We start from the raw sequence: 14511 nt of genomic DNA, 5'->3' as shown, positions 1-14511 counted from the left end.
AACCAGGTCGACAGCGACTTCATGCCGTTCCGCTCGATGTTGGCGCCGTCCCACACTGCAAATGCAATCGGCACCGACATGCCGGCCTTGAACTGGACGTCGTTTGCATCGCCGGTCTCCAACGTCCGCTTCACGACGACCCGCCATGTGGGTCCCGTATATCCTCCACCCTTGACGGACCCGGACGGCTCCCAGACTCCATTCCCGATGACATCCTGATGAGCTTGTGTCGTGAGGGTACTGAAGCCGTTGGCGCTCAAATCTTCGACCGAACTCACGCGAAGTGTCGGGTCGGACATAATGTTGCCCGACCAGATGCCGGAGTTGAACGGTCCGAGGCTTCGGCCGATACGATCCGGATAGGTGACGCCTCCCGCAGGTTCTTCAAAGTAATAGTCCCAGAAAATGCCGGGATATTGATCGTCGACATCCCAGATTCCGGCACTGTCCTTGCCGATGTCCTTCTGCCATTCGGCGTTCCATCGCCAGATGTTGGTCGTCCCGCCGGACTGTCCCATGCATTGGAACGGTGGAGCCCCGGCCGTGTTCACCGGAAACATCACCGCAACCTGGTCACGGAAGTCTTGCGGGCCGATCGCCGTGTCATTCTTGGTCTGATCGATCCATTCCAACCGCAGCCCTATGTCCTTGCCGTTGGTCATCGCCTTGACGAACACCGACTTCACCGAGATATTGGGGTGCATCGGAGTCGTGATGAGCTGACCGCTCAACGGAACGACCACGCCCGGAACGCTTTCCCAAATCGGGTTGGCGCCGTCCATCGGAATTGGACCCTTGACCGTCTTCGCCGGTATCGTCACCGGTTGACTGACGGCCAATGGTACTCGCCCCAACGTCAGCATCAGGCCGACAGTGAGGGCGGAGAGAAGAATGGCAAACACCAATTTCTTGTTGGTCGTCTGCGCTACCCTCATAGTGCTACTCCCTCCTCTGAAATAGTGTAAGACTGTGTCCGCTCAGGAACCGTTGCCCAATTCACTCACGCCGTTCCGGAAGGTCCCCCTTCCTCATTCTCTTTATCTTTGTCTTTCTCTTTCACATCCATAAACGACTGCGCCCCGACCTCGTTCAGCAACATGGACAATTCATTGCCTTGATCCTGTGCACCACATTCATACGTCTGCCCTTCGGGAGAGCTGAACGTCGCCGGACGATAGTCGGTTTCCGTATAGGGCTGAGGGCTCACCCCCAAGAAGGCCGTTTCAAACTCCATCCACTCGGCCGTCATATCGGCCACCAATTTGAAGAGACCGGAGTCCGCTTTCTTGGTCAACATCCGGCAGAACAGCGGTACCCATCGACCGATGTGATTTCTGACGAACTTCTTCTGGGCATCGACCACGATCTGCGTCTTCTCCGGTCCATCGTGGCACAGCGAATAGGATTCCTTGTAGGCGAGAAAGTGCATAAACTCGAATTCGACGCTGAGATGATCAAGTCGCTCATGAATGTCTTTCGACAATTCGACTCCGAAGGCTTTGTAAAACCCGGAGATATCGCCCATGACGTGGGATTGCGCGAACACGTGGTCGTTTCCGAACAGCGTTTCATAGGGAGGACAATCCAGCGTGATCACGTTGCTGAACACGCGGCGATGCTCGGACTGAAGATCGCTGAGCTGCCAATTGACGCACTCGGAAGAGATCAAATTCTCCATCAAAGCCACGTGCTTTCTGAGCGCAAGGAGTTTTGTCTTGGCCCGATCGTTACCATCGGCTCCAAGGGCGATCTCCAATGCATCAAGCGCGGCTCGGCCGTCCTCCACAAATTCACCGCACCGGAGGTAATCCAGAAATTCCTCATCCTCGGGATACAGGAGGCTCCAAGAAATCAGCAAATAGATCTTGCTGCGATTGAGCGCCCGTTCGACGGCTGGAGAATCCTTGATACTCGAAGGCCCCGACAGTGTGGCGGTTGCAGATGCAGAGACGCTGTGCATCGGCTGTTGACCCGTCATAGAGACCACCTCCCCACCACTTCGTTCACTCCACCACCCGCGCTACCAAGGCCAAGTGGTAGGACCTGGTATGTATATGAAAAGGACGGTGTGAAGTCAAGGGTGAACTGGCTCGATCATGCGATCGGCGCTTTTCCGCCCGGCACGGATTCAAGAGCTGTGTGGTCATTGATCGTTCCCCTCACATTGCCTTGACGGCACCACGCGGATGGCGACATGGTCGTTGACCGTCTTGCAGACCATTTCACACATGCCACAACCGACACAGGCTTCCTTCACCACGGACAGACGCATTGACCCAAAGTCCATCACCAAAGCATCCGTCGGACACTTGGACACGCAGGCATGACAGCCTTGCCCGGCCGTGCAGAGCCGCTGGGAAATCGTCGCGATTCCCATGCGTACTTGGTGGATCCCCTCGACCGGAAGGAGGGCATCCGTTCCACAGGCCGCAACGCACGGAAAGTCCACGCATAACAGACAGGGCGACTGGTCGGCGAAGAGTACGGGTGTGCCGTCCTGGAGATGGAGTGCGATCGCGCCGGGCGGGCAGGCCTCGACGCAGTCGTTGCACTTCGTGCAGCGTTCTAGAAAGAGCGCCTCGGTCACCGCGCCGGGAGGCCGTAGCCAATCTACGCGAATCTTCTGGGAAGGAGGTTCCGCTGGAAGGCCTTCAGCCTGCTTGACCAGTTCGTGGGCGGCTCGGACGGTGGAGATGACGGAATCTTTCAGAAAATCTCGCCGGCCATATGAAGGATTGGTTGGCATGGAACTTAACGAAGGATACGGTCAGGTTGAGGTTGAGATGTGACAGCCCTAATACTTATCCTTAGCCTCAACCTTGTTTACATAACTCCGTCCGCCCGCAGCTTATACACCTCAACACAGCGATCACAAGCTCCGAACTCCACATCCCACCCCGGATGATTCTCCCGGATGAAGTCGAGCACGTAAGGTTCGACTTTCGTTCCCATCTCCTCGACCCACGAATAGGTGGGAAACCGACAGAGCGGACAAGGGAAACCCGGCATGAGCATGACTTTGTTTTGGGTCTCCGGGACCTCGCCGCCCTCCACGTCCACCGCCCGATCCATCACACGAAGCGTGTCGGCGGCCATCTCGATCAGCTCTGAATGGGTGAAGTACGAGGTTTGCCAGAGCCCCTCAAACACAGACTTCAATTGAGGAGGCGGAATCTTTCGGTACCAGGACCGGAATTCCTTGAATCGATCCTCCTTGCTCAGCATCGGCTCCTTGCCCGCCGCGACCAGTCGGCTATCCACGCTCAAACTCCAGAGCACACGATAGCGCTGTAAGATCAACGTCTCTTCGCCGGGGTTCTGACCCAGCTTGGTATCCGGATCGTAGCCGAATTGCTGGTCGATCATGTCGGAGATATGCATCAGTTCGTGGCGGCAATAGCGGGTCAACGCGGGATCATAAAAGCGGCGTGGAATCAGCTTGATCCCCACACCCTTCATCCCCTTCTCTTCAAACTGCCTCGCCAACTCTTTTTCGACGGACCCCCATTTGCGTAGAATATCGACGCCTTCCTGGTCTTCTTTCAACACGCCTTTGACCAGGACGATCCCCACCTTTTCCTTTAACAGCGGGTACTCGTTGAATGAATCGCGGACGATATCGGAAAATCCCCAGATGCCGAAGAGGTATTGATAGAGCTTTTTGAACTCGGCCTCCCGATCCTCGAGCATGAATTTTTCGTAAATCGGGTCGGCATACTCATGGAATTCCTTATAGTAGGTGGGATCGCCCTCTCGTTCCGTCTTTTCGACGAACGAATCGATGACTTCCTGAAGCAACGCCGGTTGGAATCTGATTTCCATGAACAACCTTTACTGGCTTAGGGAAACAACAGTGCCCTCGTCCCATGGCGACATGGCCGTGGAACCGGCTTGGCGCTTCGACACTGTCCTTGAACAGGCTCAGCGTCAACCCTAAGCGGCCTTCTCACGGACAGGGCATTCGAAGGGTTGACTTGGCCGCGAGGCATCTCTTACGATCCGAACGACCGCCAGAATTATACTGGCTGATCTGTTGACCAATCAAGGACCAGACCACCTAAGGACACGCGTGCCCATGCCGGAACCTACGATGACTTCGCCGCTCCCCAGTATCTCCTCAGAGACGGTGACTGCCTCGACACCTCCTCTCGACTTCTTGGACTATTGGGGAGCCGACTGCCGGGAAGTGAAAACCTTTCGCGGCCACTCGCATGGAGTCTGGGCCGTCGCCTTTTCACCCGACGGGTCGACGCTCGCCAGCGGCGGCGCCGAACGCCTCGTCCGTATGTGGGACATCGAAACCGGTCGATTACTCCGTTCCCTGCGCGGCCACACTCACGATATTCGCGCCGTTGTCTTCACGCCTGACGGGCAGACCCTCGCCACGGGGAGCGAAGACCGTACAATCCGACTGTGGAACGGCAAAACCGGCGAGCCGATGAAGTTGCTGTTTACACGGTACGACCATAATGTCTGCAGCCTCTCACTCTCGCCGGACGGCCTCATGCTTGCCCGGGGCAGCCATAACAAGGACATCAAGATTTGGGAAGTCACCACCGGCACGGAGCTGATGACGTTGCTTGGGAAAGATGAGTACGACCACCATTGGTCGGTCTGCGTCGCCTTCTCGCCGGATGGCATTCATCTGGCCAGTGGAACCGACATCGGGAAGATCAAAGTGTGGGAAGTCCTTCCAAGCGGCGAGGAAAAGGTGCTGCACGACGGCCATTGGCAGCGAAACCAGGAAGATTCCACCGAGACCCGCGGCTACTACATCGAGGATGACGGCGGGTTCCAAAAGCCGATGGACTACTGGATCGGCGCCATGACCTTTACTCCCGATGCAAAACTGTTGATCACCGGAAGCCGCGATACGACCATCAAGCTCTTTGAGATGCCGACCGTCGTTGAGAAAAAATCCCTCACCGGCCACAAGGGTTGGGTCCGCAGCCTCGCCGTCTCCCCGGACGGAAAAGTCTTGGTCAGCGCGAGCGACGACCAGACCATCAAGTTTTGGGACCTGTCCACCGGGCGAAACTTTAGGACTCTGAAAGGCCATGCCGGAGGAGTCCGCGGCCTAGCCTTTTCTCCCGACGGCAAACGCCTCGCCAGCGCCTCTTGGGATCGGACCGTCAAGCTGTGGGAGGGGGGAGAAAAGAAGGGAGAATGACACTTCATTATTTTCCGGCACTATCACTGTCTTTAGACCGCCAGCTATCCACTTGCGTGGTCTGATTATGGGTTCACACCTTCACGCACTTTTTGGCAGCCCGGTTCATGCTGTTTTACTGCATCCTCCAAAGTTCTTTGCAGATCTCGGGCATAGGTCTCAATCTCATTGATCATATTCGTGGTTAGCTGAGCAGCGCCTTCTACCAGGTTTCTAAACTCGTCCGGCACCTCTATCCGTACACAATCTATCTGCCATTGAATGGCATCGGCATATGTACCTGCGGCTCTTTGGGCTGTATAGACTAGCTTCTCAGCATCTCCAGGTTGACCTGGCCACAGGCATCAGGAAACGTTTGGTTAATCAAGGTGGCGAGAGCAGTAATTATTTTCTTTAGGCGAGGGAAGCTGTCCGAGAGCCATCTCAGCACCTCATCTATTATATACCATCGAGCCGTCTTACAGGACCCAACACAACCCTTTCCTCAACGTCACGTCTCAGAGGCTCATGCTTCTCCGGCTCATCGCAGAGCGCTTGGCTGAACAACCGGGACTCCCATGCCGACGGTCGCTCGATAACCAAGCGCTTCGAACGCCACACGAAGCGGTTTCTGGATAAGACATAGAGCAGTATACCTTTGGCCTTTGCTCTAAGATATTCCAGATTCGTTACCGATTTTCCCTCTCGGGCAATAGAGCCATATCGCCCGCCAATGCACTCCTCACCTCAGCCAAGTCAAAGCACGTCGAGCTCATAAAGATGGAAGGTCCGATTCCTCGTGACATTAGCTGAAACATTCAACATCGAACCATGCGAAAGAGGACTCATCTCAGTTCGGCGCGATTTCATACACCAACATCACCGTTGCCTCAATCTTCAGCTCCCCCGGGGAGATCAGCACGTCGCCTGCGCTCGCCTCCATCGCCATGCGTGCCATAGGCGCGGCAGGCCTGACCATATGACCCCCCTCATTGACTGACAACACCCGCACCAGTTTCACGTGCAGCGCCTCGCTCAGCACCGCTGCTTTCTCACGCGCCTTAGCGGCAGCCTGTTTAAGCGCATGCAGACGCACCGACTGTTCATCGCGCAATCCCCAGTGCAGCCCTTGAAAGTTGTTCGCGCCGGCCTTCAAGACTTCTTCGATCACCATGCCCACTCTGTCGAGGACTCGGATTTCCACCGTCACCATATTGCTGACGATGTAGCCGATAATCTCCGGAGAAGCAGGCGGCGTGTCCATGGGCCGGTTGGGTGAGGGCCGATATTGCGGGGAGACCGTAAAGGACGAGGTTTGGATCCGTTCCTTCTCGATCTGTAAATTCCGGAGCCGATCCATCACCTTGCCCATCGTGTCGCTGTTCCGCTTCTGCGCCTCGGCGAGTGACTTTCCGGCGGTCTCCAAGCCGAACGTGACGAAGGCCGTATCCGGCGCATGTGGCGCCGTCGCGCTTTCGCTGACCGTAAGGACCGGCGTCTCAGGTTTTCCCTCGTCATGCGCCCGCGTCACGGCGGGGAATCCCAACAGCAGCGCCAACAACCAGACGATCCCCATGTGCGTCCTCCTTTGTCGACGGTTCAACTCATCTTGTCATGATCGACGTACATCACAACGTCGCGCGGCAGCTTACCGCCGACGCATCCCTGTCGCAAGAATTGTCTGCTCGCCAACCACTTGACGGGACTGTGAACATACGTCATGTTCTAGCCTCAGAAGGAGTTGTGCCGTGGCAACATCATCAGCCATGCTTCCATTGGGAACCGACGCACCTCCATTTTCATTGCGTGATGTGGTAAGTGGTCAGATCTATTCGCTTGACTCATTTTCCGACAAGACCGCTTTGTTAGTCATGTTCATCTGTCGGCATTGTCCCTATGTGGTTCATATCCAAGAAGAGCTGGCCAGGATCGGGCGCGATTATCAGGACACCGGTTTGGGCATTCTCGCGATAAGCAGCAACGATCCGGTCAACTACCCGGATGATGCGCCGCCAAGACTCAAAGAGATGGCCTTACGCGTGGGCTTCACCTTTCCCTTCTGCCACGATGAGACGCAGGAAGTCGCCAAGGCTTATCTCGCCGCCTGTACTCCCGACTTTTATCTCTTCGATCGGGACCGACGGTTGGTGTATCGAGGACAACTGGATGACAGCCGGCCCGGCAATAGCAAGCCGATAACCGGCCATGATCTCCGCTCCGCGATTCAAGCCGTACTTGCCGGTATGCCGGTCGACGGCAAGCAAAAGCCCAGCATTGGGTGCAGTATCAAGTGGAAGCCGGGCAATGCTCCGTCTTACGCCTGATTGGCTGTCAAAAAACATCCCTGGGCTCTCGCAACGTTGAAACCGAAGTCCCAGGCGAAGCCAATTCCGCATTGGACACTTCCGGCAAAGGTCACGCGAATATGGCCGCTTCCTGATCATAAGTAAGCCAACATTTCCCTGAAATGACTCAACTAGAGAGTTTGGCATGAAAATTCTGGCATTAATATACTTGACTCACTCTCGTAGTTGATGCTACTATGCAGTCACTACGGAGGACGCCATGAGCCAGAAGCTCCCGACCACTCTTCAAGAAGCCATTCAATACTTTGCCGATGAGCAGCGCTGCTTAGACTTCGCTATCGCCATGCGGTGGCCGCACGGTCCGACCTGTCCAGCCTGTCACTCTCAAGAGTATCGCTTCATCAAGACCCGCTCGCTGTGGGTCTGTAAGCGATGCCAGAAGCATTATAGCGTCAAGGTGGGAACTATCTTTGAAGATAGCCATATCAAGCTGGATAAGTGGCTCTGTGCTATGTGGATGATGGTGAATGCGAAGAACGGCATTTCCTCCTATGAAGTCCATCGGGCATTGAAGGTCACTCAAAAAACTGCTTGGTTCATGATGCATCGGATTCGCTTGGCTCTACAGAAGGGTTCGATTGATCGGAAGTTGATGGGAGATGTCGAAGTCGATGAGACTTACATCGGCGGACAAGCTCGCAATATGCACCATGACAAACAGATCAAGATGAAACGGGCGGAAGGGTTCTTCCGAAAGGCTGTCGTCATTGGCATGTTAGAGCGGAAAGGCGAAGTCCGTACCGCTGTCCTGAATCGTGCGTCAACCAAGCTGGTTGAGAAGGCTATTAAAGAAAATGTTGTGCCTGGTAGCAGCCTGTACAGCGACCAGTTTGGGGCCTATGTCAAAGTCGGCAAAGAATACGCCCATCAAGTGATTAATCATGCGGAAACTTACGTGAAAGGCAACGTCCACACCAACAGCATTGAGAACTATTGGAGCTTGCTGAAACGGGGAATAAAAGGAACCTATGTGAGCGTGGAGCCGTTTCACCTGTTCCGGTATCTGGATGAGCAATCCTTCCGGTTCAACACTCGCAAGGACAACGATCAGGGCCGGTTCATGCAAGCACTGTCTCAGATTGCAGGCAAGCGCGTCACTTATGAGCACCTTACTGGTCTTCCAGCCTGATCCTCAGAGCATAAAGCGACAAGGACGAGGCAAACGGAGAACCAGGAGGAATATATGAAATTGGTACTTATCGAATGGGTTGACTCTCATTCAGGGCGTGGTTGGCAGGATATAGAGGCCTTTGAACAGGCCGCTGTTCCCCTGTATTGTCGTTCTGTAGGATGGCTTGTGTCAGACAAGAAGGACTGTAAGGTCTTAGTTCCGCATATCTCAGGGGAGAAAAACGGGAAGACCCTATTGCAAGGCTGTGGAGACCTTGCGATCCCCACAGCTGCAATTGAAAAGATTACCGTCTTACGACGGTAGCTTTTCTACTTCTTCCCCTTTCCCGGTAGCGGCACTCGCTCAACTACCGTTGTATTAGGCCTCCGCTTGGCTTCACTTACAGGGATAAATTCTCCCGTCTTTGCATCTCGACCTTTCAGGGTGCTTTCTCTGTCTTTTGCACTCATGATAACTACCTCATTCATCATTAAAGGTTAGTAAATCAAGGAAACCGTCTGATATACTGTGGCTAGGTGAGCACTAAGCGGGGGGCGCAACCCCCTGGCAAAAGAGAGAAGTCCCCTCCGCTTAATACTCACCTTGACAAGTGGTGGCGGACGAGGGTAAACTACTGCTAGTTGTATGTATAAAGCCATGCCGTCCCTCCAGACGGTGTGGGGATGCGGCGCCAACCGCATCTAAAAAGGACTAACGAGGCCCTGCTATTCCACCGGCAAGTTGAGTAGCGGGGCTTCGTGTTATTGGTTCATCGAATTTGCCTGCTCCACTCCGCTATTATCCTCTAGACTCGCTGTACTGCCATGAAACTGGTTTAAAGCAAAGACGCCTTTCCCTAGGCTTTTAACTTCTGGATTCGGGTCTTTTGCCATGCGGTATGCGCTGCCGAGAATAGTCTGCCTCGTGGAGTGCGATCCTTTGGCTTTCACCTGGGACACTAATTCATCAGTGCTTAACATTCCCGTTTTAGAATCTCGAAGAACGGTCTTTATTAACTCAGGTATTTTATGCTCCGCATGAGTGCCGCCATTACTAGTCTCCGGCGCCACTCTACGACCGCTCAGAATGGTAAGGGCCTTACGCAGAACATTCAGCTCATCATCAATTCTGCTCATTTCTGCTTCTTTTGTTGCTATCTGCGCTTTAATCTCATCAATAGCAGTGCTCATGGCTTACCCTCCGTAACAATTAGACACTAGCCTTTTCCCGAGTGGCGCGTCAAGTCTACAGCGTCGTGCTAATTGGCATGAGCGGCATTGCCAACATCGCCAATCGTCAGACGTTGACATCCATACTTGTGCACAGTATATTACCTGGCCACTCCATATGGTGGATGTAGTTTGTTGAGTTGACTTATACACGATTGGAGTCTATGGTGAATGAGTGGGCAATGATCAGCCAGCCTTCAAATCAAAGACGGAAACACCATTCGACCGCTTTAAGGCCATTGCCTCAGCGGTCTTCCAGACTCCTAAGTCCTCTCTTCCCAAAGTCTCCAAGAAGTCCAAGCGCAAGAAGTAAATAACCCCATGCTCTAGGGAACTGCCTAGTTATCAACAATTTGGATACCCCAGTGAGTTAAGTATATTAATGCCAAAATTCTGGCATTAATATACTTGACACATCATTAACCAATATGCCATTATGGGCTAGCCATTACGGGGAAGCCCATGAGTAAGTTACCCACCACTCTTCAAGAAGCCATCCGCTACTTTGCTGATTCGCAACGTTGCCAAGACCTACTGTCGGCCATACGCTGGCCGCAAGGTCCAGTTTGCCCGAAGTGCAATTCTCTTCGGCAAGGCTATTTGAAATCGCGCAACGTGTACCAGTGCAAGGATTGCCGCAAACAATACACTGCGAAGCTCGGCACGATCTTCGAGGATAGCCCTTTGCCGTTAGACAAGTGGTTCTGTGCGCTCTGGATGCTGACCAGTGCGAAGAATGGCGTCAGCTCGTATGAAGTCCATCGGGCCTTGAAGGTCACTCAAAAGACTGCCTGGTTCATGCTGCATCGCCTGCGCTTGGCCTTACAGAAGGGGTCGATTGATCGAAAGCTGATGGGCGATGTGGAAGTTGATGAGACGTACATCGGGGGCCAAGCTCGCAATATGCACGTGGATAAGCAGATCAAGATGAAGCGAACTGAAGGCTTCTTCAGAAAAGCTGTGGTGATTGGCATGTTAGAGCGAAAAGGCGAAGTCCGAACTGCTGTCTTGAATCGGGCCTCCACGAAGCTGATTGAAAGGGCTGTCAAAGAGAACGTGGTGCCGGGAAGCAGTCTCTACAGCGATCAAGCGCATGCCTATGTGAAGGTCGGCAAAGAATACGCCCATCAAGTCATAAACCATGCGGAAACCTACGTGAAAGGCAACGTCCACACTAACAGTATTGAGAACTATTGGAGCTTACTGAAGCGCGGAATCAAAGGAACTTATGTCAGCGTGGAACCGTTTCACTTGTTCCGGTATTTGGATGAGCAATCCTTTCGGTTCAACACTCGAAAGGACAACGATCAGGGCCGATTTATGCAAGCGCTTTCCCAAATTTCAGGCAAGCGAGTTCAGTATGAACAACTCATTGGTCGTACGACGTGGAACTAGGCCCTTCGGTTATAGACGGCAAAGAAGAGGGAAGCGGATCAGGTAGAGTAGCCTCGTACATTATCTTATGCGAGAGTGAATGAGTTATGCCGTTCTCTTTTAGCCACTCAAAATACCCAGTTGTGTCGTATTGATGGTCTTTCGAGCGCCTGACAAATCCTTCGCACCATCCACGGTTAAAGACTCTAAACTGAATGCGCTTGCATGCCTGTAAAGTTTGAGTGGATAACCTTATTGGCCTGTTAGAATGCCGATTATCTAATAATTTCATGCCTTCTCTCGCTACCAGATCAGCAGCTTGAATCCCAATGTCGTTTCTATTGGTGAATCCAAGTTCGTCTTCCATCAACTTTCGATATTCGAACTTATTCGCCTTGTCATTGATGATGTACTGATATAAAGAAGAGGCGTTGTGTATGACTTCTAAGTTTGAATCGAATTTGAACTTGATGCGATCTTGGGGGATGCAGGCCCCTGAACGTATCGCTAAATGCAGAACTACACTATGGAAGCACAAGTAATAAGGTTCCTCATCTATCAAGGGTCCAATAAGCTCTCGATAGGCAGGGATGTCTATTGCAACTGTAGAGCCAATAAGGCGACTTGCTGCAATCAATTTAGTTAGGTCTGCGTAAAGCTTTAAGTTTTGTTCACGATCAAATTGTTTGAAATCACCTTTCCCAGTCTCACAATCTGACGCATGAAACACCAAGCCTCCCATGCGCCGTTTCCACTTTTCCTCGAAAGCATCCCAATCCGATTTATCACCAAATAAACCACCAACGGCATATACACGCTGTTTTTTTTCATCTGCACTCTCATCTCCGTATGCTGTGTACACTACACCCTCAAACAAATGTATAGGGCGTGAAGACAGAATTGAATAGGATGTACAGGCAGAGCTAGACATAACCCCCTCCTTGTGTTACACAACACGAAGAAGAAGGGCCGCTCTTCCCTGGCCGGAATCGCGGTTCTTAGATCTATGTCAGAGAAACCCGCGCAGGACTCTACCACTCACACCACAAAGACGCAAACGCCCTTTGACCGTTTCAAGGACGCGTTGTCCATCGTCGCTTCCGTCCCGAAGTCCTCTCTCCCGAAAACCACCACGAAGAAGGCGAAGCCCAAAAAGTAAGCGTTCCATATTTGTACACGGGAACATCCTAGTTATCCCCTATCTTGGGGTGTGCTGAGTCTGCTATATTAATGCCAAAATTCTTGCTCCCCATCTTCTGTGGATAACCTTGTGAACAAGTCACTTTATATGGGAAAGACGAGGCGAATGGCGTGCGTATTTATCGAATCGCCCATTTTTTAGGCATCCGCTCTATTTTGGTCGAACCACAATTAATAGTGGACCTAGTCTGATTTCCTTACTTTCTTGCATATTCCTAGGAGGATTTCTTGACCAGGCCTATTGTTTCCGCTGGCACATCGGGCCAATGCTGACTATTCGAATCACTATCCACAGGTTCCACAATTTTCTGGGGATGACAGCTCCCTGCGCCAGGCGCGTCGTTTCTGATCTGTCAAGAGCCTAGAGTAGGAAAGACGGCTCCATCATCGGACGACAAAGATCCCGGGCTAATTCTTGAGGCAGAGCCGAATGGCAGGAGGCAAACATGATCGTGTGTCTCTATGGACTCCGAACGAACCAGCACACGCGCTGCTCAGCGGACGAGAACGGCAGAACAGACCTGCGCAGAAGAGGAACTGCTTACCAGGCATAGGCCTCAGGCGAAACTCCGCCGGGTCCGGGAAAGAGCTCGTTCAGTTGCTTTAGGATGTCGGCACCTAGGGAAACATTCAACGCCGTTATGGCCCCATCCAGTTGTTCCATGGTGCGAGGACCAATAATCGGTGACGTGACGGCTCGTTGGTGCAACAACCAAGCAAGAGCGACATTGGCCGGCTTTTCCCCAATCCGTGCGCACAGCTCCTCGTAGGCTTTCAATTTGGGACGGAATTTGATCACCTCTTGTTTTAACTCTGCGTCCGCGCGGCGGCCGATACTGTCGGGCTGCAGGACACCGGCCAATAGTCCTCGTCCCAGCGGACTCCAGGGGATCAGACCGATACCATAGGCTTCACAGGCAGGAATGACTTCCAGCTCGATCATACGTTCATTGAGGTTATAGAGGCTCTGCTCCGACACCAATCCCAAAAAATGGCGGCTACGCGCGACCTCCTGCGCCTGGGCCAAGTGCCATCCGGCGAAATTGCTGCTCCCCACATACACGACTTTTCCTTCCCGCACGAGCTGCTCCATCGCCTGCCAGATTTCTTCCCACGGCGTTTCCCGATCGACATGGTGCATTTGATACACATCGATCCAGTCGGTCTGTAACCGTCGAAGGCTGTCCTCGCAAGCTCGCTTGATATGGACGGCCGAAAGACGCGACTGATTCGGCCATTCGCCCATGCGACCGTACACCTTCGTCGCGAGTACCACCTTCTCCCGGCGGCCTCCACCTTGTGCGAACCAACGGCCGATGATCTGCTCCGTCCAACCTTCGCCGAGCTTCCAGCCGTACACATTCGCGGTATCGAAGAAGTTGATCCCGAGCTCCAAGGCCCGATCCATCAGCGCATGGCTGTCCGACTCGCTCGTCTGCGGCCCGAAATTCATCGTGCCCAGACAGAGTCGACTGACTTTCACCCCTGACCGGCCGAGATGTCGATATTCCATAACCAGTTCTCAGCCTACGACTCGTGCGGGAAGACCGTAGATGCGGAACGAACACCACACCTATGAATGGACTGATCCTGGTCTAATACCCCCGCCCGGTGCTTCCACCGCGCCCCATTCGATCAAGCGGGAGAGACTCGTAGCGTTGTTTGACGTCCGGATGCTCGTTGAGATAGTGCTTGATCGCCGCATCGTCGGCAAATACCTCGGGACTGCGTTTGCGATATTCGTCGAGCGTCAAATCATGCTTGGCGAGAAGCGCCGTGAGTTTGGCATTGATGTCCGTCCTCATTTCATTCATTTGCTCGGGAGACGGCCGCTGTCCCTCTCCAAAGCCAGCCCCACCCTTGAAATAGTTCGTCATCATTTCGCCGATCTCAATCCGTGCGTTCACGAATTTCTCCACATCTGCCGGTTCCGCGGCATACGTCAGTCCGGTAGATACGACAAGGCTCAGCACAACATGGATGGTTCGGTTCCCAAGATTCATGATTCAGATTCCTCCCTCAATAGAAGATCGCAACATAGCCCCACACGACGATATCTCACCGGTGGCGCGGACTCTGGCC

15 protein-coding genes are annotated in these 14511 nt (G+C 53.3%); 6 read left to right on the top strand and 9 right to left on the bottom strand.

Annotated features, from left to right (window positions below; translation table 11 throughout):
• The 4 genes from A4E19_15350 to A4E19_15335 form a co-directional block, all read right to left on the bottom strand.
• The coding region (locus tag A4E19_15350; GenBank protein ID OQW36536.1) for a hypothetical protein at positions 1-935 on the bottom strand (935 nt) is incomplete at its 3' end.
• 65 nt (positions 936-1000) lie between these two features.
• Positions 1001-1978, bottom strand: a complete 978-nt coding sequence (locus A4E19_15345; GenBank protein OQW36535.1) for a hypothetical protein — start codon at positions 1976-1978, stop codon at positions 1001-1003.
• 165 nt (positions 1979-2143) lie between these two features.
• Entirely contained in the window at positions 2144-2746 is a 603-nt protein-coding gene (locus A4E19_15340; GenBank protein OQW36534.1) for a hypothetical protein, read from the bottom strand.
• 77 nt (positions 2747-2823) lie between these two features.
• Positions 2824-3822: a hypothetical protein gene (locus tag A4E19_15335; protein OQW36533.1), complete on the bottom strand. Its 999-nt coding sequence runs from the start codon at positions 3820-3822 to the stop codon at positions 2824-2826.
• Positions 3823-4075: 253 nt separating this feature from the next.
• On the opposite strand from A4E19_15335, the gene A4E19_15330 reads away from it, so the two are divergent.
• A complete protein-coding gene (locus A4E19_15330; GenBank protein OQW36532.1) occupies positions 4076-5170 on the top strand; it encodes a hypothetical protein in 1095 nt (364 codons plus the stop codon).
• Between the two features lie 829 nt (positions 5171-5999).
• On the opposite strand, the gene A4E19_15325 is transcribed toward A4E19_15330, so the two are convergent.
• A complete protein-coding gene (locus A4E19_15325; GenBank protein ID OQW36531.1) occupies positions 6000-6725 on the bottom strand; it encodes a hypothetical protein in 726 nt (241 codons plus the stop codon).
• A gap of 190 nt (positions 6726-6915) precedes the next feature.
• On the opposite strand from A4E19_15325, the gene A4E19_15320 reads away from it, so the two are divergent.
• The 3 genes from A4E19_15320 to A4E19_15310 all read left to right on the top strand — a co-directional run bounded on the left by A4E19_15320 (position 6916) and on the right by A4E19_15310 (position 8950).
• Positions 6916-7473: an alkyl hydroperoxide reductase gene (locus A4E19_15320; GenBank protein ID OQW36530.1), complete on the top strand. Its 558-nt coding sequence runs from the start codon at positions 6916-6918 to the stop codon at positions 7471-7473.
• A 241-nt stretch (positions 7474-7714) separates the two neighbouring features.
• Positions 7715-8644 (top strand): hypothetical protein, encoded by a 930-nt coding sequence (locus tag A4E19_15315; GenBank protein OQW36529.1) that lies wholly within the window; start codon positions 7715-7717, stop codon positions 8642-8644.
• 54 nt (positions 8645-8698) lie between these two features.
• On the top strand, positions 8699-8950 hold the full coding sequence (locus A4E19_15310; protein OQW36528.1) for a hypothetical protein: 252 nt from the start codon (positions 8699-8701) through the stop codon (positions 8948-8950).
• Positions 8951-9387: 437 nt separating this feature from the next.
• Here A4E19_15310 and A4E19_15305 read toward each other — a convergent pair whose 3' ends face one another.
• Positions 9388-9816, bottom strand: a complete 429-nt coding sequence (locus A4E19_15305) for a hypothetical protein (GenBank protein OQW36527.1) — start codon at positions 9814-9816, stop codon at positions 9388-9390.
• A 501-nt stretch (positions 9817-10317) separates the two neighbouring features.
• Between A4E19_15305 and A4E19_15300 the strand changes: the two genes are divergently transcribed.
• Entirely contained in the window at positions 10318-11250 is a 933-nt protein-coding gene (locus A4E19_15300) for a hypothetical protein (GenBank protein ID OQW36526.1), read from the top strand.
• Here the strand turns inward: A4E19_15300 and A4E19_15295 are convergent.
• On the bottom strand, positions 11225-12160 hold the full coding sequence (locus A4E19_15295) for a hypothetical protein (GenBank protein ID OQW36525.1): 936 nt from the start codon (positions 12158-12160) through the stop codon (positions 11225-11227). The genes A4E19_15300 and A4E19_15295 overlap by 26 nt on opposite strands.
• 12 nt (positions 12161-12172) lie before the next feature.
• On the opposite strand from A4E19_15295, the gene A4E19_15290 reads away from it, so the two are divergent.
• Positions 12173-12388, top strand: a complete 216-nt coding sequence (locus tag A4E19_15290; GenBank protein ID OQW36524.1) for a hypothetical protein — start codon at positions 12173-12175, stop codon at positions 12386-12388.
• 582 nt (positions 12389-12970) lie between these two features.
• Here the strand turns inward: A4E19_15290 and A4E19_15285 are convergent.
• Together A4E19_15285 and A4E19_15280 are read right to left on the bottom strand one after the other, a co-directional pair.
• Positions 12971-13942 (bottom strand): oxidoreductase, encoded by a 972-nt coding sequence (locus A4E19_15285; GenBank protein OQW36523.1) that lies wholly within the window; start codon positions 13940-13942, stop codon positions 12971-12973.
• Between the two features lie 82 nt (positions 13943-14024).
• The gene (locus A4E19_15280) at positions 14025-14432 is read right to left on the bottom strand and encodes a hypothetical protein (protein ID OQW36522.1); all 408 of its coding nucleotides are present in this window, start codon (positions 14430-14432) and stop codon (positions 14025-14027) included.
• Positions 14433-14511 lie beyond the last annotated feature (79 nt).

This window comes from Nitrospira sp. SG-bin1 (assembly GCA_002083365.1).
Lineage (GTDB): Bacteria > Nitrospirota > Nitrospiria > Nitrospirales > Nitrospiraceae > Nitrospira_D.
This window is presented reverse-complemented; position numbering and strand designations above follow the sequence as displayed.